This is a genomic window from Pseudomonas xionganensis (genome assembly GCF_009763245.1).
In the GTDB taxonomy this organism is placed as follows: Bacteria; Pseudomonadota; Gammaproteobacteria; order Pseudomonadales; family Pseudomonadaceae; genus Aquipseudomonas; species Aquipseudomonas xionganensis.
In genome coordinates this window covers 1,825,500-1,852,048 of record NZ_WKJZ01000001.1, presented here as the reverse complement: position 1 = coordinate 1,852,048, position 26,549 = coordinate 1,825,500, and the positions used below count along the sequence as shown (strand labels likewise).

At 61.4% G+C, this 26,549-nt stretch carries 42 protein-coding genes; 21 read left to right on the top strand and 21 right to left on the bottom strand.

Annotated features, from left to right (window positions below; all coding sequences use genetic code 11):
• Nucleotides 1–17 precede the first annotated feature (17 nt).
• The 12 genes from GJV18_RS08680 to GJV18_RS08625 form a co-directional block, all read right to left on the bottom strand.
• Nucleotides 18–368, bottom strand: coding sequence for a DUF2190 family protein (locus GJV18_RS08680; RefSeq protein WP_160344487.1), 351 nt, complete (start codon nucleotides 366–368; stop codon nucleotides 18–20).
• Nucleotides 369–441: 73 nt separating this feature from the next.
• Nucleotides 442–2,433 (bottom strand): prohead protease/major capsid protein fusion protein, encoded by a 1,992-nt coding sequence (locus GJV18_RS08675; RefSeq protein WP_233280083.1) that lies wholly within the window; start codon nucleotides 2,431–2,433, stop codon nucleotides 442–444.
• A complete protein-coding gene (locus GJV18_RS08670) occupies nucleotides 2,408–3,928 on the bottom strand; it encodes a phage portal protein (protein ID WP_160344485.1) in 1,521 nt (506 codons plus the stop codon). Before GJV18_RS08670 ends, GJV18_RS08675 begins: the two co-directional genes overlap by 26 nt.
• A 1-nt stretch (nucleotide 3,929) precedes the next feature.
• A complete protein-coding gene (locus tag GJV18_RS08665; RefSeq protein ID WP_160344483.1) occupies nucleotides 3,930–4,133 on the bottom strand; it encodes a phage head-tail joining protein in 204 nt (67 codons plus the stop codon).
• 2 nt (nucleotides 4,134–4,135) lie between these two features.
• Complete coding sequence (locus GJV18_RS08660; RefSeq protein ID WP_160344481.1) at nucleotides 4,136–6,076, bottom strand: phage terminase large subunit family protein; 1,941 nt, start codon at nucleotides 6,074–6,076, stop codon at nucleotides 4,136–4,138.
• On the bottom strand, nucleotides 6,051–6,578 hold the full coding sequence (locus GJV18_RS18640) for a terminase small subunit (RefSeq protein WP_160344479.1): 528 nt from the start codon (nucleotides 6,576–6,578) through the stop codon (nucleotides 6,051–6,053). Before GJV18_RS18640 ends, GJV18_RS08660 begins: the two co-directional genes overlap by 26 nt.
• Before the next feature lie 128 nt (nucleotides 6,579–6,706).
• Nucleotides 6,707–7,498: a hypothetical protein gene (locus tag GJV18_RS08650; RefSeq protein WP_325065248.1), complete on the bottom strand. Its 792-nt coding sequence runs from the start codon at nucleotides 7,496–7,498 to the stop codon at nucleotides 6,707–6,709.
• Nucleotides 7,499–7,530: 32 nt separating this feature from the next.
• Nucleotides 7,531–7,821, bottom strand: a complete 291-nt coding sequence (locus GJV18_RS08645; RefSeq protein ID WP_160344478.1) for a hypothetical protein — start codon at nucleotides 7,819–7,821, stop codon at nucleotides 7,531–7,533.
• Nucleotide 7,822: 1 nt separating this feature from the next.
• A complete protein-coding gene (locus GJV18_RS08640; RefSeq protein ID WP_160344476.1) occupies nucleotides 7,823–8,128 on the bottom strand; it encodes a peptidase M48, Ste24p in 306 nt (101 codons plus the stop codon).
• Between the two features lie 166 nt (nucleotides 8,129–8,294).
• Nucleotides 8,295–8,804, bottom strand: a complete 510-nt coding sequence (locus tag GJV18_RS08635; protein ID WP_160344474.1) for a hypothetical protein — start codon at nucleotides 8,802–8,804, stop codon at nucleotides 8,295–8,297.
• Nucleotides 8,805–8,832: 28 nt separating this feature from the next.
• Nucleotides 8,833–9,156 (bottom strand): hypothetical protein, encoded by a 324-nt coding sequence (locus GJV18_RS08630; RefSeq protein ID WP_160344472.1) that lies wholly within the window; start codon nucleotides 9,154–9,156, stop codon nucleotides 8,833–8,835.
• Entirely contained in the window at nucleotides 9,156–9,491 is a 336-nt protein-coding gene (locus tag GJV18_RS08625; RefSeq protein ID WP_325065247.1) for a DUF1064 domain-containing protein, read from the bottom strand. Before GJV18_RS08625 ends, GJV18_RS08630 begins: the two co-directional genes overlap by 1 nt.
• Nucleotides 9,492–9,535: 44 nt before the next feature.
• Between GJV18_RS08625 and GJV18_RS08620 the strand changes: the two genes are divergently transcribed.
• On the top strand, nucleotides 9,536–9,781 hold the full coding sequence (locus GJV18_RS08620) for a hypothetical protein (protein WP_160344470.1): 246 nt from the start codon (nucleotides 9,536–9,538) through the stop codon (nucleotides 9,779–9,781).
• A 65-nt stretch (nucleotides 9,782–9,846) separates the two neighbouring features.
• Here GJV18_RS08620 and GJV18_RS08615 read toward each other — a convergent pair whose 3' ends face one another.
• Genes GJV18_RS08615 through GJV18_RS08590 form a run of 6 tightly spaced genes read right to left on the bottom strand, consistent with a single transcriptional unit; the run spans nucleotide 9,847 to nucleotide 13,305 of the window.
• Nucleotides 9,847–10,863: a tyrosine-type recombinase/integrase gene (locus GJV18_RS08615; RefSeq protein WP_160344468.1), complete on the bottom strand. Its 1,017-nt coding sequence runs from the start codon at nucleotides 10,861–10,863 to the stop codon at nucleotides 9,847–9,849.
• Complete coding sequence (locus tag GJV18_RS08610; RefSeq protein WP_160344467.1) at nucleotides 10,863–11,087, bottom strand: hypothetical protein; 225 nt, start codon at nucleotides 11,085–11,087, stop codon at nucleotides 10,863–10,865. Before GJV18_RS08610 ends, GJV18_RS08615 begins: the two co-directional genes overlap by 1 nt.
• Nucleotides 11,084–11,242: a hypothetical protein gene (locus tag GJV18_RS08605; RefSeq protein ID WP_160344466.1), complete on the bottom strand. Its 159-nt coding sequence runs from the start codon at nucleotides 11,240–11,242 to the stop codon at nucleotides 11,084–11,086. The genes GJV18_RS08610 and GJV18_RS08605 overlap by 4 nt, the downstream gene beginning before the upstream one ends.
• The gene (locus tag GJV18_RS08600; RefSeq protein ID WP_160344465.1) at nucleotides 11,239–11,907 is read right to left on the bottom strand and encodes a replication protein P; all 669 of its coding nucleotides are present in this window, start codon (nucleotides 11,905–11,907) and stop codon (nucleotides 11,239–11,241) included. Before GJV18_RS08600 ends, GJV18_RS08605 begins: the two co-directional genes overlap by 4 nt.
• Entirely contained in the window at nucleotides 11,904–12,626 is a 723-nt protein-coding gene (locus GJV18_RS08595; protein WP_160344464.1) for a DnaT-like ssDNA-binding domain-containing protein, read from the bottom strand. Before GJV18_RS08595 ends, GJV18_RS08600 begins: the two co-directional genes overlap by 4 nt.
• 10 nt (nucleotides 12,627–12,636) lie before the next feature.
• Complete coding sequence (locus GJV18_RS08590; RefSeq protein WP_160346051.1) at nucleotides 12,637–13,305, bottom strand: phage antirepressor KilAC domain-containing protein; 669 nt, start codon at nucleotides 13,303–13,305, stop codon at nucleotides 12,637–12,639.
• 202 nt (nucleotides 13,306–13,507) lie between these two features.
• Here GJV18_RS08590 and GJV18_RS08585 point away from each other — a divergent pair, with 202 nt between their 5' ends.
• The gene (locus GJV18_RS08585; RefSeq protein ID WP_160344463.1) at nucleotides 13,508–13,741 is read left to right on the top strand and encodes a hypothetical protein; all 234 of its coding nucleotides are present in this window, start codon (nucleotides 13,508–13,510) and stop codon (nucleotides 13,739–13,741) included.
• A gap of 299 nt (nucleotides 13,742–14,040) precedes the next feature.
• On the opposite strand, the gene GJV18_RS08580 is transcribed toward GJV18_RS08585, so the two are convergent.
• Both GJV18_RS08580 and GJV18_RS08575 read right to left on the bottom strand, forming a co-directional pair.
• Nucleotides 14,041–14,463 (bottom strand): phage regulatory CII family protein, encoded by a 423-nt coding sequence (locus tag GJV18_RS08580; RefSeq protein ID WP_160344462.1) that lies wholly within the window; start codon nucleotides 14,461–14,463, stop codon nucleotides 14,041–14,043.
• An 86-nt stretch (nucleotides 14,464–14,549) separates the two neighbouring features.
• The gene (locus GJV18_RS08575) at nucleotides 14,550–14,726 is read right to left on the bottom strand and encodes a Cro/CI family transcriptional regulator (RefSeq protein ID WP_160344461.1); all 177 of its coding nucleotides are present in this window, start codon (nucleotides 14,724–14,726) and stop codon (nucleotides 14,550–14,552) included.
• Between the two features lie 88 nt (nucleotides 14,727–14,814).
• Here GJV18_RS08575 and GJV18_RS08570 point away from each other — a divergent pair, with 88 nt between their 5' ends.
• From GJV18_RS08570 to GJV18_RS08515, 13 genes are all read left to right on the top strand, one after another.
• The gene (locus GJV18_RS08570) at nucleotides 14,815–15,432 is read left to right on the top strand and encodes a helix-turn-helix domain-containing protein (RefSeq protein WP_160344460.1); all 618 of its coding nucleotides are present in this window, start codon (nucleotides 14,815–14,817) and stop codon (nucleotides 15,430–15,432) included.
• Complete coding sequence (locus tag GJV18_RS08565) at nucleotides 15,398–16,189, top strand: HipA family kinase (protein ID WP_160344458.1); 792 nt, start codon at nucleotides 15,398–15,400, stop codon at nucleotides 16,187–16,189. Before GJV18_RS08570 ends, GJV18_RS08565 begins: the two co-directional genes overlap by 35 nt.
• Nucleotides 16,190–16,260: 71 nt before the next feature.
• Nucleotides 16,261–17,076: a hypothetical protein gene (locus GJV18_RS08560; protein ID WP_160344456.1), complete on the top strand. Its 816-nt coding sequence runs from the start codon at nucleotides 16,261–16,263 to the stop codon at nucleotides 17,074–17,076.
• Nucleotides 17,077–17,189: 113 nt separating this feature from the next.
• Nucleotides 17,190–17,693, top strand: a complete 504-nt coding sequence (locus GJV18_RS08555; protein ID WP_160344454.1) for a hypothetical protein — start codon at nucleotides 17,190–17,192, stop codon at nucleotides 17,691–17,693.
• Between the two features lie 8 nt (nucleotides 17,694–17,701).
• Nucleotides 17,702–18,142, top strand: coding sequence for a type II toxin-antitoxin system YafO family toxin (locus GJV18_RS08550; RefSeq protein WP_160344452.1), 441 nt, complete (start codon nucleotides 17,702–17,704; stop codon nucleotides 18,140–18,142).
• 517 nt (nucleotides 18,143–18,659) lie between these two features.
• Nucleotides 18,660–19,058: a membrane protease subunit gene (locus tag GJV18_RS08545; RefSeq protein ID WP_160344450.1), complete on the top strand. Its 399-nt coding sequence runs from the start codon at nucleotides 18,660–18,662 to the stop codon at nucleotides 19,056–19,058.
• A 915-nt stretch (nucleotides 19,059–19,973) separates the two neighbouring features.
• Nucleotides 19,974–20,237 (top strand): hypothetical protein, encoded by a 264-nt coding sequence (locus GJV18_RS08540; protein ID WP_160344448.1) that lies wholly within the window; start codon nucleotides 19,974–19,976, stop codon nucleotides 20,235–20,237.
• A 12-nt stretch (nucleotides 20,238–20,249) separates the two neighbouring features.
• Nucleotides 20,250–20,618, top strand: coding sequence for a hypothetical protein (locus GJV18_RS08535; RefSeq protein WP_160344446.1), 369 nt, complete (start codon nucleotides 20,250–20,252; stop codon nucleotides 20,616–20,618).
• Nucleotides 20,618–20,935 carry a hypothetical protein gene (locus tag GJV18_RS08530; RefSeq protein ID WP_178113424.1) on the top strand — a complete coding sequence of 106 codons (318 nt, stop codon included), beginning with the start codon at nucleotides 20,618–20,620 and terminating at the stop codon, nucleotides 20,933–20,935. The genes GJV18_RS08535 and GJV18_RS08530 overlap by 1 nt, the downstream gene beginning before the upstream one ends.
• Before the next feature lie 22 nt (nucleotides 20,936–20,957).
• On the top strand, nucleotides 20,958–21,176 hold the full coding sequence (locus GJV18_RS08525) for a LexA family protein (protein WP_160344440.1): 219 nt from the start codon (nucleotides 20,958–20,960) through the stop codon (nucleotides 21,174–21,176).
• 333 nt (nucleotides 21,177–21,509) lie between these two features.
• The gene (locus GJV18_RS18730; RefSeq protein ID WP_267904545.1) at nucleotides 21,510–21,641 is read left to right on the top strand and encodes a hypothetical protein; all 132 of its coding nucleotides are present in this window, start codon (nucleotides 21,510–21,512) and stop codon (nucleotides 21,639–21,641) included.
• On the top strand, nucleotides 21,638–21,907 hold the full coding sequence (locus GJV18_RS08520; RefSeq protein WP_160344438.1) for a hypothetical protein: 270 nt from the start codon (nucleotides 21,638–21,640) through the stop codon (nucleotides 21,905–21,907). The genes GJV18_RS18730 and GJV18_RS08520 overlap by 4 nt, the downstream gene beginning before the upstream one ends.
• Entirely contained in the window at nucleotides 21,904–23,628 is a 1,725-nt protein-coding gene (locus GJV18_RS08515; RefSeq protein WP_160344436.1) for a DNA cytosine methyltransferase, read from the top strand. Before GJV18_RS08520 ends, GJV18_RS08515 begins: the two co-directional genes overlap by 4 nt.
• Nucleotides 23,629–23,682: 54 nt before the next feature.
• Here GJV18_RS08515 and GJV18_RS08510 read toward each other — a convergent pair whose 3' ends face one another.
• Entirely contained in the window at nucleotides 23,683–23,880 is a 198-nt protein-coding gene (locus GJV18_RS08510) for a hypothetical protein (protein WP_160344434.1), read from the bottom strand.
• Nucleotides 23,881–23,963: 83 nt separating this feature from the next.
• Here GJV18_RS08510 and GJV18_RS08505 point away from each other — a divergent pair, with 83 nt between their 5' ends.
• The 6 genes from GJV18_RS08505 (at nucleotide 23,964) to GJV18_RS08480 (ending at nucleotide 26,548) form a co-directional block, all read left to right on the top strand.
• On the top strand, nucleotides 23,964–24,290 hold the full coding sequence (locus tag GJV18_RS08505) for a hypothetical protein (protein ID WP_160344432.1): 327 nt from the start codon (nucleotides 23,964–23,966) through the stop codon (nucleotides 24,288–24,290).
• An 89-nt stretch (nucleotides 24,291–24,379) separates the two neighbouring features.
• Nucleotides 24,380–24,886 carry a hypothetical protein gene (locus tag GJV18_RS08500; protein WP_160344431.1) on the top strand — a complete coding sequence of 169 codons (507 nt, stop codon included), beginning with the start codon at nucleotides 24,380–24,382 and terminating at the stop codon, nucleotides 24,884–24,886.
• Nucleotides 24,883–25,092 carry a hypothetical protein gene (locus tag GJV18_RS08495; RefSeq protein ID WP_160344430.1) on the top strand — a complete coding sequence of 70 codons (210 nt, stop codon included), beginning with the start codon at nucleotides 24,883–24,885 and terminating at the stop codon, nucleotides 25,090–25,092. Before GJV18_RS08500 ends, GJV18_RS08495 begins: the two co-directional genes overlap by 4 nt.
• Nucleotides 25,089–25,787, top strand: coding sequence for a hypothetical protein (locus tag GJV18_RS18505; RefSeq protein WP_178113423.1), 699 nt, complete (start codon nucleotides 25,089–25,091; stop codon nucleotides 25,785–25,787). The genes GJV18_RS08495 and GJV18_RS18505 overlap by 4 nt, the downstream gene beginning before the upstream one ends.
• Complete coding sequence (locus tag GJV18_RS08485) at nucleotides 25,780–26,040, top strand: hypothetical protein (RefSeq protein WP_160344428.1); 261 nt, start codon at nucleotides 25,780–25,782, stop codon at nucleotides 26,038–26,040. Before GJV18_RS18505 ends, GJV18_RS08485 begins: the two co-directional genes overlap by 8 nt.
• Before the next feature lie 250 nt (nucleotides 26,041–26,290).
• The gene (locus tag GJV18_RS08480) at nucleotides 26,291–26,548 is read left to right on the top strand and encodes a hypothetical protein (RefSeq protein ID WP_160344426.1); all 258 of its coding nucleotides are present in this window, start codon (nucleotides 26,291–26,293) and stop codon (nucleotides 26,546–26,548) included.
• Nucleotide 26,549: the final 1 nt, after the last annotated feature.

Below are 26,549 nucleotides of genomic sequence, written 5' to 3'. Positions count from 1 at the left end.
TCTGCCCAGGCCATGGCTTAGGCGGTTACCGGGTGGCCCAAGGAGCCATTGAGGCGCACGCGCCCGGTGGCAGATGGGTTGGCCGCGGCGGCCACCGCAACACCGGCGAGGTAGTTACCGGTGCCGGGTACGTTGGTGAGCAGGCCGCTGGCGCTGATCATGTACACCGGCTGCCCTACCTCCCAGGCTTGCGCGCTGGTTTTTGGCAGGTCAAACACGCCGGAGGTTTTGACCTCAAAGGCCTCGCCGGTGGCGGCATCGGTTGCGGCTACGCCGATCAGGCTACCGGCGCGAACCAGTTCACCAGAGCCGACTGCGGCGGCGGCAATGAGGGTGATCATGTCGCCCTGTTGTACGAAGTTTTTCATGGGTGCTTCCTCGAATTGGCAATGCAGAAACGACAAGGGCGCCGTCAGGCGCCCTTAGTCGATTTTGGTGGCGTTAGGCGCCGGCGTTCTTGTAGGCGCCGCGGTAGTCGATCCAGGCGGCACCGAACACCAGGCGGGCCTTGATCTCCATGCCATCCACTTCGAAGCCCTCGCGGGTCTCGGTGAATACGCCCTGCTCCCCCTCCAGGTAGGCATATTCGAAGGTGTCGACCATGCCCGGCGCTGCATAGAGGTACCACTGGTTGCCAGTGATGCGCGCATCAACGATCACCCCCAGCGATGTGTTGCGGCTGTCGTTGATGTCGGCGTTCTTGGCCGGCACGTAGTTGGAGCTGGTGAACTGGAAGGCCTCCAGCTCTTTGTCCGGGCCAACCACCAGGAACTGCGGGCCGAGGTTGAGGTAATGCCCCGCCTTGGACTTCTGCTTGCGCATCGCGGCGCGGGCGGCGCCCAGGGTGGTGGTATTGATGGCGCCGGCAGCGGCGGCCAGGTTGCCGTGGTCGGCATGGAACACCGCTTTGCCGTCCACAAAGTTGGGGTTGGTGAGCAGCAGATCCCATACCAGATCGGATTCGGTCTGCGCAGCAGCAGCGCCCAGGGCTTGCGGCACGCGGGTGAGCGCGGCCAGATCGTCGTTGACGATGCTTTCCCATGTGATGGCGATGATCTTGCCGAACTTGGCGACCTTGATCGGGGCGCCTTCCTCACCCATGGTGCCGTACTTGTACTCGCCGTGTTCGTTGACCTTCTCCAGTGCGGAGATATCGCCAAGGGCGACACGGGTCACTTCACGGAAGTCAGGCACGGTGGTCTGACGGCCCAGCGGGCGCCAGGTTTGCGGGGCCAGCTCATAGCCTGCGCGCAGGGTGCGGTTGACGGTGCTGCCCAGCAGCAGGGGGAAGTCGCTGGTGGTGTGCATACCGGCAGCGCGGAAGGCCTGGCGGTCACAACCCAGGGCAGCGCGGGCGACCTCTTGCGGGGTCATGCCGCGCACAGCGCCACCGGCCAGCTCTACGCTTTCGCGGGCCATGTCGATCAGGCGCATGCCACGGAACTCGCGGCCGCTTTCTTCCAGTTTGACGCTGGGGTCACAGCGGTGCAGGAGTGCATTGAGCATACCGTTGCGCTTGGCAGTGACTACCGCCTGATCAACGGCACTGGTCACGTTGGTGGGCTGGGCGCTGCGGGTGGTGGGCTGGGCGGCAGCGTGGGCTTCGGCCAGCTTGTCGATCATGGCAGTGCTGGCGTCCTGAGTGGATACGCCGCGCTCGATCAGGTCTTCGGCGAAGGCCTCATCAATGCCGACCTTCTTGGCCATTTGGCGAATGTTCAGGCAGCGCTTGCGCTCTGCATCCTGGGCCTCACGGCGGATATTATCCTCGGCCGCGCGCTTTTCTTCTTCGGTCATGGGTGTTTCCTCTTGGGTGATGGCCACGGCGGCCGGTTGCTCATCAGGCTCAGGCGCCTGGCGAGTTTCGAAAATGGTTTGGAATCGCTGGCCTTGGTAGTCAGCGGGAGCTGTTGCACTGCGCACCTTGGCCCCATCGTCAAAACCGATGGGCACCAGTGACAGTTCGGTGGGCTCCCAGTCGGTTGCCCGGTAGATCGGGGTGGTGTCCTCGCCGTCTTCGACCAGAACATAGCGGTGAACGATGTAGCCCACGCTGATGTTGCGCAGGATGCCGTCCTTCACGTCCTTGAAGATGGGCTCAACCTCTGGGCGCTGGCTAAAGCGGATGAGGGCGCGGCCTTCGCCGCCCTCGATCCAGGCGCGCTCAACCACGCCGATCACGTCTTCCAGATCCCACTGGCTGTGGGTGTTCAGGAAGGGTGCGCCATTGTTTAGGCGCTCAAGCCGGATGGCGGTTTCATCTACGTCCAGTTCTTCCTGGTACTCACCAATCGACCAGGAGTAGCGCTTACCTCGCGCACCGGTGGTCCAGGTGATTTCTACGGTTCGGTCTTCAATGTTGACGGTGCCCGGGCGCACGGCGGCGCGCATGCATTGCAGCGGCGTGTCATGGGTTTGATTCAGTGTCGTCATCTTCCTGGCTCTCTGATGGGGCGGCAGTGCCCTGGCCGCTGGTGGGGTCACGGCTTAGGCCGGCACCTGTGGTTTTGCGGGGATCGCAATCCAGCACCAGGCCGAGCTGGTCAAACATGGCGTTGGCCTTGGCGATTTCCTCGGCATGCTCTTGCGGGTTGGTGATGCCCAGCTCGCGCAGGGCGTTGGGCCAGGTCAGCAGCCCCTGACGCAGGCGCTCTTTAACGTTGTCGGTTTCAGCTTTGGGATCGACCATTTCACGGCGCGGCGGCACCCACTCGGCTTTCACATCGCCAAGCTCGCCACCCGGCAGCAGGGCCTGGGCTTCCATAAACCACTGCCATACGCGCTCACAGAGCTGAGGGATGAGCATGCGCCACTGCCATACATCCACGCGGCGGGCGAAGTGCAGCCAGCCCATGCGGCCACTGGAGAAGTTGACGCCCTTGAGGTCGCCCACCAGCAGCTCGTAGGGCAGGCCGAGGCCGACCGCGATGGCGTGAAGGGACTGCCAGCTGTAGGGCTGGTAGCCATTGAAGGTTGGCGGTGCGGCAAAGCTGACGCTCTCCCCCATGGCCAGTTCTTGGATGATGCCGGGCTCAATGCGCTCAATGAGCGGTGGCCGCTTGTTGGCGGTGCCGCCGCTGCCATCCTGTGTGATGAATGCAGCAAAGCAGGCAGCAATCTTGGCCTGCTCCATCACGGCATCTTCCATCTCGTCGAAGTTCTTCAGGCGCTGCATGACGGGCGCGAACCAGGTGTAGCCGCGAGCCTGGCCAGCCCGCTTGGGCAGGAAGATGTGGATCACGTCATCTGCCGGGATGCGGCGCGAGTCGATACTGCGCATCGAACTGCTTGAGCCTGGGTGCTCATCGAACAGCCAGTAGGCTACGCGCTTGCCAAGGGCGTCGAACTCCACGCCCTGGATGATCTGGTTTTGCCCAGTGGCGCCGGTCTTGGCGTCGTCCAGAAAGTCAGGCTCCAGCACCTGGAGTTGCAGCGGCACGGGCAGGCCGTCCGAGCTGTAGCGTCGGCGGCGGCGAACCAGGCACTCACCGCTTTCAGCTACGCACTCCATGATCTTGTGCTGCAGGCCGTAGAAGTTCTCCAGGCCATCGGTATCGCACAGCAGGGTCTCGGCCCAGTCAGCCCACAGACTGCCAAGGCGCTTGTTGCTGCGATCTTTCGATGCCATGGGGCGCGGCACGATGCCTGCGCCCACTACGTTGTCGGCAATGCCGGCGATGGCGCGCTCGGCGTAGGGGTTATTACGTCGCAAGTCGCGGGCCCGGTTGCGCAGTACAGAGAGCGCGGGGGCGTTCTCGGCGTTGGCGTCAGCGCCTGCTGCGCGCCACCCATCGTTGCGGCGGCCGCCGGCGGCACCTTCGAATCTGCGCGACAGCGCCGCGTGCATCAGGTCGGCCTTGATTTTCTCGACGCGAGCCTGGGCGCGTTTCGCGGCAAAGCCGGGAAACAGGGTGTCAATCACTCGCATGTCAGTAGCCTTTGGAGAAGGAGGTGAGGCGCCGGCCACGGTTGGCGTCTGCGTTGATGCCGAGTTCGCTTTCCATCAGCCGCAGGATCTGCAGCATTTCTGCGACACTGCGGTAGGTCACACTGCGGTCTGCATAGCGCACGGCCAATTCACCGCCCGCGATGGCCTCTTTCAGGGCCTGGTACTGTTCGTGGGTGTAGGCCATTGCTATCGCTTCCAGTATTTTGATTTGGCCCTTGGGCGTTCTTGTGTGCCGGTTGCGCTATCGCCGCCCGTGCTCGGCTCAACTGCGAGCAGATCAAGGTCTAGGCCAAAGCGCTGCTGGCTTATCCGCAGTGCGGCCAGGGCACCTACAAGGCAGTCCAGAGCTTCGTTGCGACGCCCTCGGGCATCCCATCGGTTCACCCGGCGCCCGTTCACGAACTTGGCCACCTTTGATTCGGCGGTCATCTGTCGGACTTCGCTTTCGTCGCAAATCTCATCATTGGCAGGCAGGTGGATCACACCGGGCTGGGGCTCTGCAATCTGCGAGCGGGCGGTATCCAGTTGCAGCTTGAGCCGGCTGTAGATCAGCTCTTTGGCGTTGTCGGTGCCAATCTCGGTCAGGTAGACCTTTGACTTGTTGCGGGCGCGCGGCATGTTGGCGATGGGCTTGCCGTAAACGCTGGCGCCCTTTGTGGGCACGACCCACATCACACCATGCCGGATGCTCTCGCCATAAACCTCGTCGGTGTAGTGCCCGCCCGAGTCCCAGGCCCAGCGGTCGACCTTCATCACCAGGCCATCGGCGCGGGTGAACTGCCGTTGCAGCTCAACGCCAACCTTGCGGCGCAGTTCTTCGCTGGCGGGGTCACCCATGAGCACAAAGCGATGGATCAGCCAGGCTTCCTCACCCGGGCCCCAGGCCCACACGCGGCCTTCATATCGGTCGTCCTGGGTATCGATGCCACCGGTCAGCACGGCGCCAAGCAGTGGCACTTCGCCCGTCCAGACCTCGCGGCGCCCATAAAGCGCTTCCCAGTCGAGTTTCTCGCCCTGGTCTTCTTCCCAGGTCTCACCAAGCGTGGTGTTGGTAAAGGTCTTGAGCTTGCTGTAGTCGTCCTTGGCCTTGTAGAAGTCGAGGACAATACGGCCCCAGGTGGTGAATGGGCTGTAGGCCGTCCACACATGGAAGGTCAGCGACTCCGGGGTTGGGATCGGCTGGCGTTCTTCGTCGAAGAAATCAATGCCATCCTGCGTCCAGATGCCGGTGCGCTCACATATCCAGCGGCCTTTGGCGTGCCGCTCCTGCATTTCGTGCTGCTGCACTTTGCAGTGGTTGGCCGCGCACTCGTACCAGGCATTCTGTGGCGCGCTGGGTTCCCACTTGATGCCGTAGGCGCAATCCTTGCCACCCCACACCAGATGCTGCTCTGCACCGCAGTGAGGGCACGGCACATGCAGGCGCAGCAGGTGCGGCGATTCGCTGGCGGCGGCCTCGATCTGGCAGGTGCCTTTGATCTTGGGCGTACTCCCCCTGATCGACTTGGGGAAGGTTGAACCTTCGATCCGCTTGTCACCCAGAAAGGTCGGCGAGCCCTCTTTCTCTACGTCCGGCTCAAATGCAGCCAGTTCGTCATAGATGATGGTGTCGACCGACTTCTCACGGTAGTTCTTCGCCGCCGCACCGCCGAGGCACCAGAGCTGCTTTGAGTGACTGAAGCGCTTGGTGTCGAGCGTGTTGTCGCGGTGCTTCTTGCCATACCAGGGGGCCAGCTCATAAACGCTGGGCACGTCCCTGATCATGGTTTCGACCTGGGACTTCATAAAGCCTTGGGCCGCGCCATCGGTTGGCAGCAGGATCAGGATGTTTCGGCGCTTGTGCTCGATCTGGTAGGCCGATGCCGCAATCAGCATCTTGGAGTAACCCACTCGGGCAGACTTGATCACGTTGACAGTGCGGATCTCGTCATTGCCCATGGCGTTGAGCATGGCCACCTGAAACGGCAGCGTTTCCCACCGACCTTCCTGGTAGCTCGACTCACTGGACAGATAGAAGTTTTCATCAGCCCACTCGACAGGTGTCTGAGGCACTGGCCGCATAAGCGGCACCAGGCCATGACGAACCGCTGCCGCCAGTTCTTCAATCTGTGGCGTCGAGATACTCATTCAATAATCCAGGCAGGCGATCATCCAGGGTCGCCGACCTGTTGCGAGCTTTTGCCAGCTCGCGCTGTACTGATTCAATGTGCCTGACCTCAAGGTCAGGGTGCCGGCGTTTCAATGTGAGCGGCAGGGTGTCGAGGATCGACCCGATTTCAGCGGCAAGGCGCGACAGAACGAAGGTGGCAAACGTGACCGGCACCGACTGGCGCTTGGTCACCTCGTTCTTGAGTTCCTGCCCTTCGGCCTGGGCTGCCGTGAGCCTCAAGCGCTCCTGAGTCAGCCGCGCCTCAAGCTGCGGATCAACCGCGCCAAACTCGATGGGTACTTCCGGCCGCACCTGGCCGCTGCTCAATCCGCGCAAATAGCGGATATACGCCAATCGGCAGGCGTCAAGATCAAGGCCACCCGCACCCTTTGAGGCAGGCAGGACGCCATCTGCAACCAGAGTGCGCACCTGACGATCACTCAGATCAATGTGCTGCGCCACTTCGACTTGCGTTGCCATGATTACCCCAGCCGGAACCGGAAGCGCCTACCCCGGAAAAAGTTCATACGAAGCGAAAAATCGGGGCCCGAATTACCCTCCAGGCACCCCCACCCCAGGAGGACCCAAAGCCGCCCCATGGTGGTGCATCATCGGCGACGGGTGCCGAGGGCTCTGGCCAGCGCGAGTTCGAACTGAACCGGCAGCTGATCTTTCGCGATCTTCTCGGCCACACCGAAGAAGTCGAGACGCTGGCTGTAGGTTGGGCGCCGAACAAATGCCAGAACAATCCGGATGTTGTTGCGACTACCCTGTCCGCGCCCAAGCCGCTCGGCCACACCGATAGGTCGGCTGCCCTTGCGGATCAGGAAGTAGCGGCGGTTGCCCTTTCTGCGAGAACGAACGCTGTCAGTTGCGTTGGCGTTGTAGCCCTCTTGGGTGAAGAGCTGGGCGCCAGATAGGATCTTGTTGAGGTTGCCGCGGCCAATGTTTCCATACTGGTCAAGGCCCAGCTTTTCGCCTGGCACAACATACTGCCCAGGTCCAAGCGCGCCCTTGCGCCGCAACATCTTCTCAAAGCCCTTGTCACCCCGGCCGCCGCCATATACCTGCGGGTTAAGCCATGTTGATGCCGCCCTGCCCTTGCCCCACTGCCCCTCTTTGCCTACCAGATTGCCGGCGGCGTTCGTGCTGCGACCGTCCTTGATCCAGACCCGCGCTTCCATCTTCTCCTTGGTGGCCGGCTGCAGGTATAGGCTGTTGAGCGTGGCCCTTGTTGGCCGATCGAAGACCGTCTCGATCTCAGATCGAAGGCCCTTCTGGATCTCCTGGGCAGTGCGAGTAAGAGCCAAGGCGGCGGCAAATGGCAGCTGTTCGCGCTCAAGGCGGTCCAGAGTCTGCAGCCGTTCGCGCAGGCCGGTGAACGTCACCTTAACTGTCACGCTGCACCCCGCTATTTAGCTACTTGCCAGCCTCAATGCCGGCGGCGCTCAACCCCCGCCCAAGTCCATCCCCGGTCGAATATCTCGCACCGATGAACAACGGCGTAAATGATCAGGCTCAAGTGGAAGAGGACAGCCCAGGCTGATGGGGCCATGCCTGCCAATCGATCGAACAGCAGGCCAAACGCAGCAATGGCCAGCAGGAAAAAAGCGGCACACTGCCAGGGGCGCTCAACAAACTGATTGACCCTCAAGTAGTCGAGGGATGCCAGCATGATCAGGCAGATCATCATGGCGTCAATCGCAATAAGCAGTGTCGACATATCAGGCACTCCGGGTAGCGAGCAATCGCTCCAGGGCTGCCTTCACGCCTGGGATCAGGTTCATCGCCAGCAGCCCGACAAGAAAGGCCACTCCATAGCGCGACTCAACGTCAGTCGGCAGGCTGAAAAAAGCCACCAAGAACGGAGTCAGGAAAACCGAGCAAGAGAAGCCCGTCAGCACCGCGCAAAAGGCCTGCCAACGGCTTAATCCCTTGAGGAAACTCAAGGAAAGGATGGCGCCGACGAACCCAGCAAACGCGACACCAAACTTCGCCGCCAGGGCGCCGCCGGCTGTAGTAGGGTCCATATGCACACCTTAATAAAAAAGCCCGAAGGAGAACGGGCAAGGCTGTCGGTGACAGCTAGGGATCAGAAACGAAAAAGCCCAGCGCGAGGGCTGGGCTTTTGATCGGCTTGGCTTTACGCACCAAACCGCAGATTGGCAATAAATATGCTCACTTGCTCACTGCATGTCAAGCAGCATCACGCTCAATTAAACCGCGCGCTGCCATGATCTCCGCAGAACGCCGAAATGCATCCTCCAGCTGATCTTCCAGCCAACGCTTGGTCACACTGCGCCACCTACGCAAGGTTCCCTCTGGCGTGCCTTCCGCATCCCAGGTCTGCAGTTGATAGAAGGCGGGGCCAAGGCGGCGAGGGATAGCCCAAGCTGTGACGCACTTCATTTTGAAAAGATGGTGACCCGGTGAAGCAACGCGCGGCACAAGCCAGTGCACGGCCTGGGCCACCTCAATGTCATTGATGCTGTATTTGGCCACCAGCACCCGCCAGGCCAGCTCTGGAAGCTCTCGATGCAGGGCGGCGCGGGTCATGCTGTCCTGCGTCAGCCGCTCTTGCTCTGAAAGCCCCGAGCCACTTCCGGTAACCTCTGGGAACCCCGCCTGATACAGCGCCTGCCACCCCGGCTTCTTTGTACCGTCGATAGTGTCAATGCTCATCACCCGAGCAATCACATGGCTCACATCTCTATATGTCGTCACGGCAGCCCCCTCAGTCGCCAGTTAAGTGCGCCCCGCCGGCGCCCTTCTTGTTGTTGCCCTGGTAGTCCGCTGCAGCGCCTGTAATAGGCAGCAAGTCAGCACGCCCCAGTTGTTCTCTCTGCTGCTCGATCTGCCGATTGGCCCTGTTAAGCCGCACCCGCAGCTGCTGCACCATTGCCGCGTGGCTCAGTGCCTCGCACGTCGCCTGATCGATCAAGCCCGCGCCATTGCAGCCGGCGCACTCCATCACATGGAATATCCCCTGGATCACTCCCTGGCCCTGGCAGATCTCGCACTTGGCCAGCGGGATCACCGCAACCTGCCGGCGACTCATCAAAATTCCTCGAATAGCCAGCCGGTGTTGCGTTTGCCACGCTGCACACCGAAGAACTTGAACGGGTACATGCTGGCGGCCACCTTGGTCTTCACCCGGGCGTCATCCGTCCAGAAGCCCTTCACCTCATGCACCTCCAACACGCTCTCGGCATTCATCACGAAGAAGTCAGCGGTATAGAAGGTGTTGTCAGCCAAGCGAAGCTTCACGCCCTCGAAGCGATACCACTGGATCTCGCCGGCATGCAGGCGCTGCCTCAACAGCAGGTCATAGGCCGCCTCGGTCTTGTTCATCGCGCCTGGCTTAAGGCGGCCAAGGGCTTGAAGGTTGCGCACGGCACTCACCTCCAAGGCCCAAAGCAGAGGTAGTAGGAGCCATCGTGATCAATCAGGTTCATTTCGCGCAGTTCAAGAGCATGAATAGAGAGATCAACCATATCTCGAAGGTGGCGCGCGGCCTCGATACCACGGTGATGATCGATAAGAGGGATCAGGCGACCAGGCTCCCTGATCGCATCTGCAATAGCCTTGAGGGCAATTGCCGTTGTGCGGCCGGTTCTCCTTTGCTTGTTGGCCTGGTAGCCGCCTGGCTCGCAGCGATCCCACCACTCAACAATCCGTTGTGAGTGGAGCGGGTGAAGGGTTGTTTTCGACTCTAAATTGCCCATCTTCATCCTCTCCAATTGAAAATTCAGGAATTCGCCGCAGTGCCCGCAGGCTCTGGCGTTTCGGTGATTTGTGAAGATGCAGCAACAGCCATATCCAAGCCGTGCGCGAGGGAAAAACCGCACTCATCAAGACGGGAGTGCCAGCGCTCAAGCGCCTCCCGGCAACGCTCCATCACGTCACGGGTCAGGTAGGTTTCAGACACCTTGCCGAGGCTGTGATTGATCAACCGCTCGCCAATGAAGAAGTCCACGCCTAGGTCGGCCAGGCAATCGCGCATCAGCTTGCGCAGGTCATGGCTCGACCACTTACCGCCCGACACTGAACGGAACATGGCGCTGGCACTGGTGGGCGACAGCCGAGCACCACCGCGCACCGGGAACACCCAATCGATCTGGGCGCGAGCATCCGGCAACGCCTGGCGATAGCGGGCCAGCAAGGCCAGCACCTGCGGCGTCAATGGCAGGATGTGTTGTCGGCGCGACTTGCAGTTCAGCTCAGGCAGCACCCACACCCGCTCAACCAGCGAGATGTGCGACCACTGCGCCTGCAAGGTTTCCCCGATGCGTGTGCCATGGGCCAGCATCAACAGCGGCAGCAGGCCATTCACCGGGTCGCTGTTGAAGTTCTCAGAGAGCTGCTGCACCAGTCCCGGCAGATCAATCCGCGAAAGGCTGGCCGGCTTACTGCCAATGGCACCACGGTGGAAGCTCTTGAAGGTCAGCGCAGCCATCGGGTTGCTATTAATGCGGCCCGTTTCTTCAGCCAGCAGAAAGGCCTGGCGCAGTGCCTGGAAGGCCTTCTGCTGGGTACCAGCCTTCTTGCCGTCCTGGGCCATCGGCCACACCAGCTTGTCATCCAGCAACCGGCGGTCCAGCTTGGCGATAGACACCCTTCCCAAGGCCGGCATGATGTTCTTCTTCACCATCGAGCGCGTGCTGCGCTTGTAGCTGTCAGAGGTGGCCCGGTTACCCTCAACCCGGGCCAGCCACCACAACAGCACTTCGCCGACCGTGCGCATGCCGCCCTTCTTCGCCGCCATCAGGCCTTAACCTCGCCTGCGGCCTGCAGGTCAGCCCGCACCAACCTGTTCACATCACCCTTGCGGTCGGTGTAGGCGAATGGGGCCGAGCCGCCGGGGCGGGTCAGGGTAAAGCGTGGCTCTGGCACATAGGCGCTGGCCACGGTGTAGCCCGAATCGCTGATAAAGCAGCCAGGGATCTCTTTGCCGTCGCGGTCAAGCTTCGGCCCCCAAGTGATCGTCATCGCTTTGCTCCTACGCCACGCCGCACGCGGCCTGTTGAACTCACAACCCGGTAATCGTTGCCCTTGGCCATGCCGATGCCCGCCCGGGTGATCTCGGCCTGGGCAAAGCCCTGGGCCTCCAGTTGCCGCACGGTGGCGGCCTGGGCCGGTGTCATGCCCGGCGCCCCAGCTTTGCGCGCAAGCTGGCCAGGGCAGCACGCCCAACCTCCGGCGTGCACGGGCCAGCCCTCTCAGGCAGAGCAGCGATGGGCGCCGGCGCCAGTTCCTCGCCCCGGGCCATGCGGCGGCGCTGCTCCAGGTACTTCTCGGCAAACAGCTTGAAGCCCAGCTTGCGCTCCAGGTTCTGCAGGGCCAGGTAACCGCAGGCCACTGCGGCGTGGTACACCGATGCATGCGGCCAGCGCGCCATACCGGCCTGGGCGGGGTGGGTGTTGCGCATCGCCACGCGGTAGGCGGCATCCTCGCTCGGCAGGCCAAAGGCATCAGGGGCCAGGCACCAGCTCACAAACTCCCCAGGGGTAGGCGGGAAAGGCCGACGATCCCGGCCGGCTGTGCGCATGCCGTGGTCAATCAAGCCCTGGCTGAGCACCCCGGAGCGAAGGCACTCGCCCAGGAACTCGTCCTGCCAGGCGAACTCTTCCTGCTCGGTTGGCCAGGCTTGACGCCAGCCGGTGTAGTTGCCCTTGAGCCGGCGCATCAGGTCGGCCAATGCGGTTTGGGTCGCTTCGTCCACCACCACCTGCTGCGGCGCAGGCGCGCCGGGGATGGCGCGGGGCTTGAGATTGGCCGCCACCTGGGCGGCGTTGCGTGGGCCGTTCATACGGTCACCACTCGGGGGCCTGCAGGCGCTGCCTGGCGAGCGCCGCGCAATGGGGTGACCTTCGCGGCGCCGTGCGTTGCATCCCGCTTCGCCCACGCCACCAAGCCGGCCTGCCACTCGGCGCTGGTCTTGGCCAGGCCCTTGGCTTCGTGGTGCACCACAAAGGCCCCCAGCGCCTCCAAGCAGGCGGCAAGCGTCACGCCGGCCCGAAAGGCCACGGCCTTCAAACGCTGGTGATCAGGTTGCCAGTCCAGGGTCATCGCGTAGGGTGCGGCATCCGCAGGCTGCTCACCCGATGGCTCAACAGGCTCATGCGCGTCTTGAGAGAGAGTATTTATATTCTTCTCTTCTCTAGCTCCGCACGGTGTCTGCTTATTGTCCGCATCGCATGCGGACACATTGCGCGAACCCGCTTTGCGCTTGGCCTCCGAGCAACGGCGCTTGGCTGAAACCCCGTTGTGCTCGGCAAAGTTCACCACGGTCACACCGGCCTCGGCATCGGTCAGCCAGCCGATCTGCACCAGGGCCAGGCCCATGCCCGGCACGCCGGTTTTGCGGTCGATGGTGCGCAGGGTCAGCCCAGGCAGCAGGCCATCCTCAGAATGCTCATCGGCCATGGCCCACAGCCAATACAAGGCGCCCACCACCATGGCCTCGGGCTGGTCTACCAGGTCACACAGGCGCGACACCCGTGGGTCATCCCACAGGTTGGTGCGCATCTTGATCCACTCACCGGCCATTGCTGTGCACCCCCATCTTCTGCGCCAGCACAGCCAGCCCCTTCGGGGTAATACGCACCTGGCTGGCCAGGCGCTGATCACCCTCATCATCCAGGCCCAGCACGGTGACTTTGTGCTCAAGCAGACTGGCCTGCATGCGCGGCTGATACGCCAACCAACGGGCGCAGCCTTCGCGGCGGTAGATCCAGCGGTTGGCCTTCATCCAGTCGATCAGCTTGCAGCGCTGCACGCCCAGGTGCTTTGCCGCATCGGTCAGGCACATGGAGCCGCGGGCATCGGCAATGCGCGCCAGCGCTTCCACCTTCGGCGCCTGCTCGGTCACCACCAGGCGCAGGTGGTTGTTCTGCTCGGCCAGGTCGGCCGCAAGGCGCAGGGCCTCGGGGAGTGTTTGAGGGATGGCCGGATCTGCAGCGGCTTGCTCCAGCTCATGCCAGCGGCGGATCACCTTCATGCGCATCGGCACGCTGTAACCGGCCAGTAGGCAATCGGTGTGCTCACGATCCAGCAGGTACTCGGTTTGCTCGCGGTTGAGCCCATCCAAATAGATGCGCTCAAAACTGAGCGCATCTGCTTTCAGGTCACTGAGCATGGCCGCAATGTCGCGCTTCACATTCTTGTGCAGCTTGCCGGTCAGCTCTGCAATCTCGCGGCTGCTCATCGTGCGCGCCACGTTTTGCGCAACCTGAAAACGTGGCGCGCCACTGGTGTTGCTTGGGTGATTGTCTGTGTGCATAATCGACTCCGTGCATAGTTGTTGAAGAAGCCCGGTTGCCCCCGGGCTTTTTTGTGCCTGCAAAAAGGTCGGAACCGCCTGCTACGCTGTGAAGCTCTCACCCAACACAGCGAACCAGGAGGTTCCGATGACGCTTGAAGTAACCGAGGCCCTGCTCGATTCCGTCTTGCAGCAAATCGCCGCCAACCCCGGCACTACGGCAATCTGCAACCTGGCGGGCGAGCGACAGCTAAACCTGCTCGCTGTTCGCGAGCTCAGGCGCAGGGGGTTGATCAGCGGGGTGTTCATGGATGACTCGACCGAGCCGGGTGATCATCACGGCCGCTTTCTGCTGGATGCCGCACGGCTGAAGCAGGTGTAAGGCCCGCAAGGCCCGCAAGGCGCGGGGGCTGAGCGGTGCCAAGGCCGTACAGCCGAGCGCGGCACCAGAACAAATCCCGAATAGCGATGCACAGGCTGTTGTGCGGCTCCAGCAGCCGGATGCCGTGCATCGCCTCCTGCATCTGCAGCCCGCGATTGGTCATATGGATCAGCTCAATAAGGGCATTCAGCTCAGTGCGAATGGCTTCGATATCATCGGGCGTGGGCGTGTAGCGCTCTGCTGGCATGCCTTGGGTCGGCTGGCTCATGCGGTAAACCCTCTCTGGGTGGTGTTGTGGTTCAAGCAACCTTGACCGAAGCCAGCAGCACTTCCATCGAAGTCCTGGCCTCTCCGATCGCGCGCCTGATCTGCTGTTTCTCGTGCTGGCTCACGTGGCCATCCTCAAGCGCCTCCACCACGGCCTTGGTCACATCGGCAATCTCGTCATGCATGTGCAGCACGGCTGCCTGCAGGCCGGTCGCCTTAACGGGCTGCTTCGCCACCAACTCAAAACCGAACTCATGCGCCAGAGCGGCCAGAACGCGGCTGTCACGGCTGTGCAACATGATCTGCAGCAGGTGCTCGACATTCAGGCGGTGCGTGTCGTCATTCGGGTTACAGCGGTTCAGCAGGCTCGTATGAGACATACCCATCAAGTGCGCCAGCTGCTTAGGGCCGGCATCCAGCACCGTCTCGTGAATCGCGCGGTGTACTTCTTCCATTTCGGGAAACCTCTGCTCTTTTATCGTGGTGCCGGCTCTGCGACGGCGTGATCATGGCGGCCAAGGGAAAGATCGCCGGGTATCGCTCAGGCTGCTGGCTTCTGGTCGGCACGAAGAGCCCCCTTGGTCAGCACCTCAATTTGGTACTGGCGCAGCTCTGGTATCTCGTCGCCCCACTGGCGGATTGCCTCGTAGGACGTGCCCAGCGCTTTTGCCAAGTCCGAGATCGAGCCGAAGTACTTGATAGCTTCTGTTTTAGTCATGGCTGGCTCCTATCGACTGCCAACAATTCAAGCATGCTTGTATTTACAAGGCAAGCATACTTGGCAAGCCTGCTTGTATCGTCGCGGAATGAATGTGATCGATAGAATCCAAAGCCTATTGCAAGCGCGGGGTGTGCCGCGCCGTTCTGTTCGTAGGGAGCTGGCGAAGACCTGCGAGATCAGCTATGAGGCCGTGCGCCAGTGGTTTTCTGGCGACACTGCAAACATTCGTAATGAGCACTTGGTTTCGATTGCGCGAAAGTACAAGGTGACCGTTGACTGGCTGCTCAGTGGTGATCTCGCCGAGCTGAAGACTGGCGCGGAAGCAAAAACAGGCGAAATCGATACCAAGCCAGCCAGCGCCCAACAAGCCGATCCAAAGTCAAAGACCGAGGCCGCCGCTGCCCTGCTTGAGGCCGTGGCCGCGCTTCATGCGATACAGGCTGGCCTGTTCAGCGGCCAGCTAACTGACTCCCAAGTCGAGCAGCTGATGCAGATCCGCAACGACATCGTTCACAGCCAGGGTAAGGCCCGCGCCAAGGGCCAGCGCTTGCAGGGCTTGGCGCAAGCGGCGTTCCAGGCAGAAGAGAACGGCGGCTCCCCGGATGACTTGCTGAAGATGTACCAGCGCGGCATGGAAAAAGAATTCGCAAAGGAAGGTGCAGCAGCCCGTGAGCCAGGAAAAAAACCCGCTCGCCGAACCTGAGGTCGGCATGTATCTCGGCGGCGACGCCGTTGAAGATCGAGACGTACGAGGCAAGAACCCGCTGTTCTATGGCATCGTCAAGTTCTCCGGCGGCCGCAAATATCACGCCTATGTCAAGCTGCTGCCGCCAAAGCAGATGTACGCCGAGATGTTCAGTGCGGCGCTCGGGCGTCACTTCGGCTTGCCCGTGCCCTACACATCAGTGGTCGCTGCACGCGGTGCAGACGTAGGCATGGCGGCACCCATTGCGCCCTGCCTGGCCAGCGTCGACACCGGCGCGCACCCCATCTCCAGAATGGTGCGCCTCGACGAGGTGAACGACCTGCTCAACAAATGGTCGCATAGGCGCACAGCCATTGTGTTTGATGAACTGATCGCCAACTCAGACCGCAACATGCGCAACATGCTGCTGGGCGGCGATGGCAAGCTCTGGCTGATCGATCACGAAGAAGCCCTGGGCGACCCGCTCAGCGTGCCGCACCGCACCATCTGCAACCACCTGCTCGAACGCCTGCTTACCGATGTGCAAAAATTCGAAAGGCGCCGCAGCGGCCAGCTCCTTGCTGAGCAGGCCGAGGCCATCGGTGATTGCGACTTCCGGGCGCACGCACTTAAAAGCCTCCCCGGTAATTGTCAGGTAGACCAAAAACATGTGAATGAGGTTGTGGAATTTCTACAGGCTCGCATCCATCATATGCCGGGCCTGATCGCTAAAAGCGTAGACCCCAACCAATCACACCTGGACCTTGGCACGTGAGCAGCCCAGTCGCTAATTTCTCCGACTTCCCTGCCCTGCCCTCATACGAGGCGCAGTGGGCGGCGATTTACATGGAGCCCATAGTCCAATCCGGCGAGAGACTGACCATAGGCGTAGTCGCCTTCGATGGCCAAGAGGCAGCCGGCCAGCTGGCCATCAGCCGTAAAGCGCTGGAATGCCTCTATGGCGATACCGCTGCCGGCCTTGAAAAGATGATGACCCTGGCGCTTGACCGCGCCCTGCGGTTTGCCAAGGGCGGCTTCCGCGGCGAGTTCTCCTCGGGCATGCATGGCATAAGCCTGGGCAAGAAGCGCGTTGCGATTGGCGAGGATCTTCAGGACGTGATCGAGCAAGGCATAAGCCTGACGTCAAGCCTGAGCACTGTGCACGCCGGCGAAGAAGGCCGTGGCGATCACGACCGCACCATGTACTGGAAGCGCTTCAAGCGCGCGATGGAGAAGGTTAACCCGACCCTGGTCGAGCACTTCGGCCGCTCGGTGGATGTTCGGGTGCGCGGGGCGGTAATCTCCCTGCCCTGCGACTATTTCTCTTCCCGCGTGGCGGCCAACATCTGCAGCGTAACGGCGGGCTACCGTCAAAGTAACCTTTTCGACGTTGCCAGTTCGCGCATCCTGCGCCTTGAGCAACTGCGTGAGCATGACGGCTTGATCGAGCATCACCAGCAGCCGACCATGATGCTCGTAGTGCCTACGGATCAGCACCTCTCCCAGCTCAAGCCAAACAATCAGCAGTCCTACCGCGAGCGCCTGCTACTCTTGCAGGACATGGCGGACAAGAAAGACTTCCCACTGGTCACCATCAACGACCCGCTGGAAGGTGCAAGACGCCTACAGGATATCGAGAATAGCCTGAAGGTAGGCACCTAAAGCCGCATTCAGCTGGACAGATGGCCAGTATTGAAGGCTTTTCAATTCTGGCTATACAGTGTGTTGTGCCTTACAATTCTGGCCCTTTTCAGAAACGCCAATAGGAGTGCGCAATGTCTGCAAAAGCCGCCGCTCCTGCGCTCATTGTCGCGGCAATGGCGCTGGTTGGAGACTACTCGGCAGCAGCCGAGGGCGCCAACCAAGCGCGCCCAACGCAGCATCAAGCGGCACCTTTCAAGCAGGAAGATATTCGCTCGGTCATTGCAAAGATGGTCAGCGACTGGACCGCTCTGGATGCCGACTACGTGAAAATCGTCTCCAGCCTGGTTGAGTTCAGCCGCTTCGACGAAGAGCAATTCCTAAAGAACATGCAGCTGCTCAAAGCCACTCGCCAACTTGAGACAGCGCTGCAGCAGGCAGCTGTCCCCGAGATCCTGAGCAGCGAGCACATGGCCTTGCGCCGGGCTATTGCCAAAGTCAGGGGTCGACTGGTTACCGTTGATCACCTGTTTAGGCAGCACTTCGTGGTACCCGATGAATACCAGAGCGCGCTCCCCGGCAAGGCGCTGAGCGACCTGGCCGATCACACCAATCGGCAGCTGGCTAAGCTAGCTTAAGGGAGCCAATGGCGGTTGAAGTTAGCTTCCATCCGGAAACCTTTTCGCTTTTCTTCAAGCCAGTAGACGCCAAGCACCCCGGCCTATCAAGCACGCTGCGTGCCGAGTTCTCGCGCTACATGGAATCCGGACGCCTGGAGATACCATCCATATTCGGTAAGGATGTGCCCTACATGCAGCCCGTGCAAGCTGCCCAGGCCTGCATGATGCACATCCATATCAAGATCCCGCCCGCCACTTTCCCCAAGAACGTCCCGCAGAACAGCCGCGTATGCCGGCGCGGCAACCCAGGCGAGGATGCTGCCTTGATATACGTGCCAGGCGAGTTGTACGAGGAGCGCTTTCTGATTTTGGCGTTCTTCTGGCCTGATGCGCACGGCAAGGCCAGAGACCGCACAACCATGAAGAAGCTTGCAAGGCTGGCCCAGGCCTGGCGCGACCAGAACTGACCATCAGGATAAAAACGAAGCCCGCCGAGCGCGGGCTTTTTTATGCCCGCAAGAAAATAAACAAGCTAACTTGCATTGGAAAGACAAGCATGCTTTTATAAATGCAAGGCCGCTTGTATTTTGGCCAGCCGAAAGGCACTGCTCTTTACACAATTCCGAACCTTCCGCAGTCCCGACAGCTTCGGCTGAGCGACGGAAGCAAAACACGACTGCTATTGCCGGCGAACCGGCCCACGCATGGCTCTGGTCACCATGCCGACTCGACCTGTTGACCCCTGGAATCAGCAGCCCACCGAGGCGCACCCACCCGCTCCCTGCAGGATGCCTGAGAAGAAGGCGCACCACCTGCACAGCGGCTAAGTGAAGCAATGCCCGGCCTGATGGCGAGTAATCAGGCACCGACAGCCAGACGCAACAAGCGCGCAAGAGGCCAGTAGCTGAGCGCGAGGAACACGCAGTTTTCACTGATGCGCCTTGGCAACAGGGCGCATTGGGAAAACAACCGGAGGGAAGCGATATGCACAAAAAGCAAAAAGGCGAGGCAGCGGTAATTACGCTGGTGATTGTGATGATTCTGGTGATGGTCGGGGGCCTGTTCTTTGGCTTGCCGCTCTGGAATCGCTGGAGAGCTGGTATCGGTGGTGAAGCTGAGCTTCGTCAAGCCGAGTTCAACCGCCAAATTGCAACGCTTGAAGCCAAGCAGGAGCTTGAGTCTGCCGAGTACCTGAACCAGGCAGAAGTACTCCGGGCTCGCGGCGTGGCGGAAGCGAATCGAATTGTGGCGGATGGGCTTGGCGGCCCGGACGGATATCTGCGCTACCTGTGGATTCAGGGCCTTAGCAAGGGTTCCACGCCGCAAGTGATTTACATACCAACGGAAGCTGGCCTGCCGGTTCTTGAGGCAGGAAAGCGGTAACCCAATCCCCCACCGACAAATCGGGGGCGCCACCCAGCCGACGCAGGAGCGGACGCTGGGCGCTATGCAGGTTGGCCACCTGGGCGGTTCGGCCATTGAACAACGATTTTGCTGCTGGGCTGGCAACGTACTGCCGTTAAAACAGCATTTCCGCCATGAGTCAGCTAACGGGCGGACGGGAACCACACCTGTAATGAGGCGCCAACGCTGGGCGCGAGACTGGTGGTTGACTGTGCCGGGCGGTGCTGCTGCCTGGTTCACTGGCGAGACAGCCGGAGAGACGGCCCGATCACCTGCAGTGCGTTGGGAGAACCTGGCGGGCAGGCTGCATCGGAGTGTGATCAGTGCCAGGGGATGCTGGCAGCCATGCAGGCAAGAGGCGGTTCGAGTCCGCCCACAGATCACACCCCGATGCAGAATGGTCTGCATCAACTCGTCGTCCTGGTTATTCCAGGGCCGGGAAAGGACAACGCCGGGAGGCGTCAAGCAATCGGGCCAGGCCGAGCAGGAGCAAAGCCGCCAGGGGCCACTACTCCCCGAAGGTCAGCCGGAACAGGCGCACGCCGGCACTCATTCAACTCCATAGGTGGCCACTGCCTGCCCAGTGAGCGAATCAGCGGAGGACAAGCCCATGTAAAAGCACACGCAATACCGCGTGGCGCAGTAAGCCTGAAGGCTGCGCCCAACACCTGCCAGGCAGCGGCCAAGCGGGGCGCCGATGTAACCGCGCATCATTGGACAAAGCCCAAAGCCCCACCTGAAGCATAGTGCGCAACACCCCGGCATTGGTTATCCGATGCCGGGCCTTATCCCCCACCTACCCCGCACCCATAAGCAGCCCCGCTGACCCGCACCTTGCGGAAGGTCTGGTGGCGAAGCGTGGCTGGCTTATGGGTGCAGCACAGGAGCAACGCCATGAACGCACTGCAACAAGCCAGCGCCAGCGTCACCGAGCTGGCCGACCTGATCAACCTTGCCGGCAAGGCCCGCGAGGCGTTCGCCCAACGCCAGCAGAGCCCAGGGCGAGCCGCTGGCAGCACCCGCGTCATCATCAAGGGCCGCGGCATGGTCCAGGTAGTAGACGCAGCCGGGCGCTGCCTTGGCTTTCGCCAGAGCTACCGCGAGGCCCGGTGGCTGCAGCAAGCCCTGGAGAACGGCACCCACCAGCAAAGCGCCTGACCGGAGCCCGCCATGCAAAGCCAACCCACCTACAGCAGCCACCAGCACCAGCAAGAGCTGCGCGGTCGCGCCATCGATCTGGACCCGGCCAAACACCCCCGGCGCGCCGCCAAAGCCATGGCCCGCGAGCGCTTTGAAAAAGAGGCGCGGTGGCTGGAGCGCGAAACCTCTCCGGAGGGCATCGCCAGAAACCAGCAACAGCTCGCTCAGGTGCGCCAGGCTCTGGCAGAAAAGAGGGAGCAGCAGCTGCGCGAGCTGGCCGCCAGCGGTATGAGCATCATCAGCATGGCCAGCGCACTCAAGCTCAGCCGGCGGCGCGTCATGCTCATGCTCGCGGATCTCAAGATCGAGCGCGGCCCCAAGATGCAAATGGAGGCGTGATGGCCAAGAACACCCAGCAGCGCTCAGAGAAGTCGGCTGCCAAGGCATTAGCCGCAGGCGAGGAAGAACTGCGCCACAAGGTACGCCCTGGCACCCGCGCCATGCTCGCCGAGCTGATGCAGTGGCACGGCATCAATATGATCTCGGAAGCCATACAGCTGATGATCATCAACCTGCATGCAATGGGCCCGGATGGCTCGTCCCATGCGCTCAAAGTGCCGCGCCACAAAATCGAGATAACCGAAAACGTGGCGCGCAACCTCTACCAGCAAGGCGCCCGCCGGGCGGCCGCACTTGATATCAGCGAGCAGGCATAACCTCGCAGCACAGGATAGGCGTATGAACCCCAGCCCAAGCCACAATAAGCAAGCAGAAACCCTAGCCGCGATCCGCGACTTCATAGCAGAAAACGGCTATTCGCCATCGGTCGCCGAGCTGGCTGCCAGGTTCAAGATCAACGAAAACGCAGTCCAGGGGCGCCTACTCACCTTACTCCGCAACGGCAAGATTGCCCGCACCCCAGGCATCAGCCGCAGCATCCGCATCACCGACCCGTAGCCGGAAAATCATTACCCGTTTCCGGCAAAACTTTTCCGAACCAAATCAAGCCCAGCGCCAGCAGCGCAACGGGCTGGTATTGCCTGGAGAAAGCTGATGCCAACTGAACCCAAGCGTATGTACGAGTGCAGCGCCTGCGAAGCGGTGCATGAGCTGCACCACCTGGCAGAAGACTGCTGCGCTCCAGAAGTAGCCACTGTCTGGCTCTGCGGCGTGTGCGAAGAGGTCCACTACAAAAAAGCTGACGCCGAGAGCTGCTGCGCTGACTCGCTCCTAAACAGACCTGAGACGTGCACTTGCCCTGGATGCTTGCGCCATTTCGAGGAGGCGCCCATGCAGCAGGCCGCCATATCCGTGGCCGGACACTGCACGACCTGCAACCCCATCTACACCATCGACCAGCAGCTTGCTATCGAAGACCTTCACCAGCTCGTAACCGGGCAGCCGGAAAGGCTAAACGTATGACTCGCGAAGAAGCTTACGAAGCAGTCGCCAAGATAGCCGCTGAGCACGCCCTGATCGCCCAGGCATTCGGCGGGGTGATCGTCATTGCTCACCCAGATACGCAGCGCGAACAGGGCATTGAGGCCAACTGCTTGTACATGGCAGGCCAGGGTGAGCACCCGACGACTATCGCGCAGAACAAGCAGATCGCAGAAGAGGCAGCAGCACGGCGCAAGCAGGGCGAACAGCTCGACATATTCAACGAACCCAAGGAATCAGCCGCATGACCTCAATGAAGAAGCCAGCTCCGTTCGACTTCAACACCCAGTACGGCCTGCCGCTGGCCGAGATCGATGATGAGATCAACGTAGACCTCTTCGCGGGCGGCGGCGGTGCCAGTACCGGGCTTGAGATGGGCCTTGGACGACCGGTTCACATCGCCATCAACCACAACCCTGCAGCCATCAGCATGCATGAGGCCAATCACCCGGGCGCGCTGCACCTTCAGACGGACGTGTGGGCGGTTGATCCTGTTCAGGTGCTGGCAGGTCGTCAAATCGGCTGGTTCCATGCCTCGCCGGACTGCACCCACCACAGCCAGGCCGCCGGCGGGCAGCCGCGTAAGAAAGAGATCCGAGACCTCTCCTGGGTGGTGATTAAGTGGGCCGGCATCGGCCAGCCCCGCATCATCAGCTTGGAGAACGTGAAGCAGATCCGCCAGTGGGGCCCGCTGATCGCTAAGCGCTGCAAACAGACTGGCCGAGTCATGCGCCTGGACGGCACCGTGGCCAAGCCATGCGAGCGTGTGCCGCGTGCCGAGCAGTTCCTGGTGCCAGACCCGAAGCGCAAGGGCACCACCTGGCGCAAGTTCCTCGCCTGCCTGGAGGCGCTTGGGTATGAGGTCGAGCATCGCATCCTCAAGGCCTGCGACTTCGGCGCGCCAACCAGCCGTGAGCGTTTGTTCCTGGTAGCGCGCCGCGACGGACAGCCCATCGCCTGGCCGGAGCCCACGCATGCGGCCAGGCCGGCGAAAGGCCAGAAACCATACCGCACGGCAGCTGAGTGCATCGATTTTAGTCTGCCGAGCCAGAGCATCTTCGACCGCAAGAAGCCGCTTGCCGACGCCACGCTGCGCCGGGTGGCCAAAGGCATCAAGCGCGAAGTGCTGGAGAAGAAGCAGCCCTTTATCGTGCCGATCGCCAACTGGTCGCGGGATACCGTGCTGTCGACCGATCTTCCACTCAACACTGTCACGGCCTGGCCGCGCGGCGGCTCGTTTGCGCTGGCCGCGCCAAGCCTGGTGCAGGTTGGTTATGGCGAGCGCGAAGGGCAGTCACCGCGCGTTCCCGGTATTGGCAAACCCCTGGGCACCGTTGTTGCTGGCGGCATCAAGCATGCTGCGGCCGTTGCCTTCTTGGAGCAGGCCAATGGCGGTTTCAACACCATGCACTCCCGCGGGCTGGACGATACGGTTTCCACCCTGACCAACACCTGTAGCCAGCAGCGCCTGGTGACGGCCAACCTGGTGACCCTGCGCAAGAACAGTTCCGGGCGGGGCATGGATGAACTGGTTCCAACCCTAACGGCAGGCGCCGAACACCACGCCCTTGTGGAGTGCACTCTCTCGCCAGAGGTTGAAGCCGGCGCGCTGCGCTGCGCTGCCTTCCTGATGAAGTACCACGGCATCGGCGAGAACGTGATCGGGATGGACGAGCAGGTCAGCACAGTGACCACCAAGGACCGCCTGGCCCTGGTCACGGTCTGGATCGGCGGCGACCCGTATGTGATCGTCGATATCCACCTGCGCATGCTGCAGCCACATGAGCTGTACGCTGCCCAAGGATTTCCGCCGAACTACATCATCGACAAGGGGCACGATGGCCGAAAGTTCACGAAGTCGGAGCAGGTATTCATGTGCGGCAACAGTGTAAGCCCACCTCCAATGGCGGCAATCGCAGCCGCAAACAGCCCGTACAAAAAACCTGAACGGCAGGCGATGGCGGCGTGATGCACCCGCGCCGGCCACAATCATTGCTAGACGTGTGACCGGCAGGCAAATAGATCAGGATAGGCGGCTTTTCAGGTGCTCCAAATACTCGGCTGCCTCTGATTTCTGCTTTGGTCCGCCTGGGCCATCGCTACCCATTAGCGACCCATGTGCGTCTTCGAAAACTTGATCGGTCTGAAGTGTCATCTTGGTCCGCTTAAGCACTGCAATCAGCAAGTGCTCCAACGCATCGATCTGCGCCTGATTGGTCATTCATATCTCCTTGATCCGGCCACATGCCGGGCCTGAACAAATACCCCACTTCAACGAATCACGCCACTGGCGAGGTATCCCTTATGAAAATGGCACGCGCAAGCGAGCAGGATCTGGAGTGCGCCAACCAAGTGGCGAGCTGCCTTGATCAACTCATCGACGGCTATGTACCGGAGTGCATGACCACCGGAGACGACTTCGAATGGTTGGATGTGGACGACGCCGAGCAATGCCAGCGCGTGTTGCTGAAGCTGATCGAGATAGCTAAGGGCGGCAGCATGAGCCGCGCCACCTTTGGCATGGCTGTGCTGCTCGATCCGCGCAACAAAATCCTTGATCCGGCAGACGATTGCTTGGCCCTGCATCCAACCCTGGCGGGCCTGCTAAACAACTTGGCGCCGACACCATGACCGCTCATACCTACTGCCGCACCACCCGCAAGCCTGCTGCCGAGTGCCAGTGCCTGCGCTGCAAACCCATCCCCCAGGAGTAACCCATCATGCTCAGCCTCATCTGGCGCTTCCTTGCGAAGCAGCTGGCTCGGCCAGCTATTGCCGATCGGATCATCAGCCGGGCCATGCGCACCCCCTATGACCACCTGGCCATCATCGGCGGGCGCGAGATTGTCCGGCTCGCCGCAGATACGGTGCTGCTGGAGGGTGACCGCTGGTACATGCGCCGCTACTGGCTACTCAGGCTCGGCCCGCTGCAGATCCGCCTTCACCACATCATGGCCGAGGACGTAGGCCGCGACATGCACGACCACCCCTGGCCCTTCCGCACCTTCGTGCTGCGCGGCGGCTACCTGGAGAAGCGCGAGCGCACCGGCAGCACTCTGCGGCTCGCCGGCCACACCGCTGGCATGGGCCGGGGCGAGTTCCACCGCATCGCTAAGGTATCCCCCGGCGGCGCCTGGACCCTGTTCGCCACTTGGGGCCAGCGCCAAGGCTGGGGCTTCAAGCAGCCCAGCGGCCACGTCATCCCTCACCAGGAGTACCAACCGTGAATGGCCTAAGCACCAGCGCCACCCAGCGGCGCATCGAGCAGCAATGCCTACAGCGCCAGCGCTACCGCCACAAACCAACCGGCCGGCGCTATGTGCTCAACCTGGAAGCGGGCGGCACCTGTGAACTGCAAGGCCTCGATGGCCGCTGCACCTACGTCCAGCGCCAGCACCTGGACAACACCGAAGTGTGGGAGAGATTGCCGTGACCTTATCGCTGATTGAAGAGCTTGAACTGCAGGTGATCGCCCTGCGCGGCAATTCCTTATTCAATTGCTCGCTGCTCGTACAGCGGGCCATTGACGCCATTCAATCGCTTGAGCAGCAGCTTGCCGCCCTGAAAGCCCAGCCGGGCAGCGGTGGCGAATACGGCGACGCATACCAGGGCGCACGCGAAGACCTGGCTATCTGGAAGCGCCGCGCACTGGAAGCCGAGGCAAAGATTCGTGAGCAAGACCAGATCATCGAGAACTTGGGTAATGCGCTGAACGATGAGAACGGGCCGACCTTCATGGGCGAGCCGGTTATCCGCGCTGGCGGGGTGGACGAGCGGGCGGCGCATGTTCCTGATGAGGTCTTTGAGGCTGAATTTCTAGCGTGGTGGGAGAGCGATGGCCAGTTCTGTCGTGCTGGGGGTGGCAACTATGAGCGAACTTTCGCATTCCAGGCATGGCGTCACCTGTACCCGATGCTGATGCAAGCCCGCGCCGCCCTGGCGCAGAGTGAGCGCGTGCCGGATGTGTCTGCGATGGCCCGCGTGCTTTCTGATCGCTCGGCGGACGCTTGCAACATCGACCGCACCGACAATTGGGCCATGTACGGACAAGAGTACATCGAGGATGTGCAGGCCATGCTCGCCGCCGCCCCATCGCCAAGCAAGCAGGGAGGGGTGAGCCATGATTGAACAAATTTTCTGGTGGACGGGCGCGGTAGTCGCTATTTGCGCGTGCGTAATGATCGCCTGCCTTTTCCTGTGCGGTGCGGCATGGGCAGTCAAAAAAGCCTTCAATTACTGGTGGGATCGAACGCTGACCATCTACCGGTTTGAGTCTCTGCGGTACTACTTCGGAATCATGGTTGAGAACGGCAGGACAGGGCTTCTCAAAGAGGTCGAGAAGTCTAAACAGGAAGCCCAGCAGCAGGAGCGCGACCAGTGAGCGAAGTTCCAGACGCGGGAACAGGCATGCTTGATCGCCAGTCATACGGCGCGCCAGGCCAAATATATAAGTGCCCAAGGCATAGAGGCGAAGACTGCAGCCTGTGTGGCGGGTCAGGCTATCGGACAGTCTGCAATCGCACCGCCTGCCACGAACACGGCTGCTCTTTTCACAACTGCGCCAGCACAAAGGATGACTTCGATATCCAGCAGCGCCGCCTTGAGCGCAACAAACAGCGGGGTGAGCAGGAATGAGCGAGGTCGAAATCAGCCCCGAGGACGAAGCCCGCTATATGGAAATCATGGCAGCTTACGACGAAGCCATGCGGCGAGAGGCTGAAAGGATAAGCAAGCGCAGGGCCGCTGATCACCACACGAACTGTCGTGATTGCGGGAAGTTCACAGGGAAGGCTAGATGGGTGCTCAAGGACTCAGCGCTTGCAAAAGAGCGCAACCATCGCCCGCTATGTGAGTCGTGCTTTGACGAATATGACGACAATTTTTATTGAT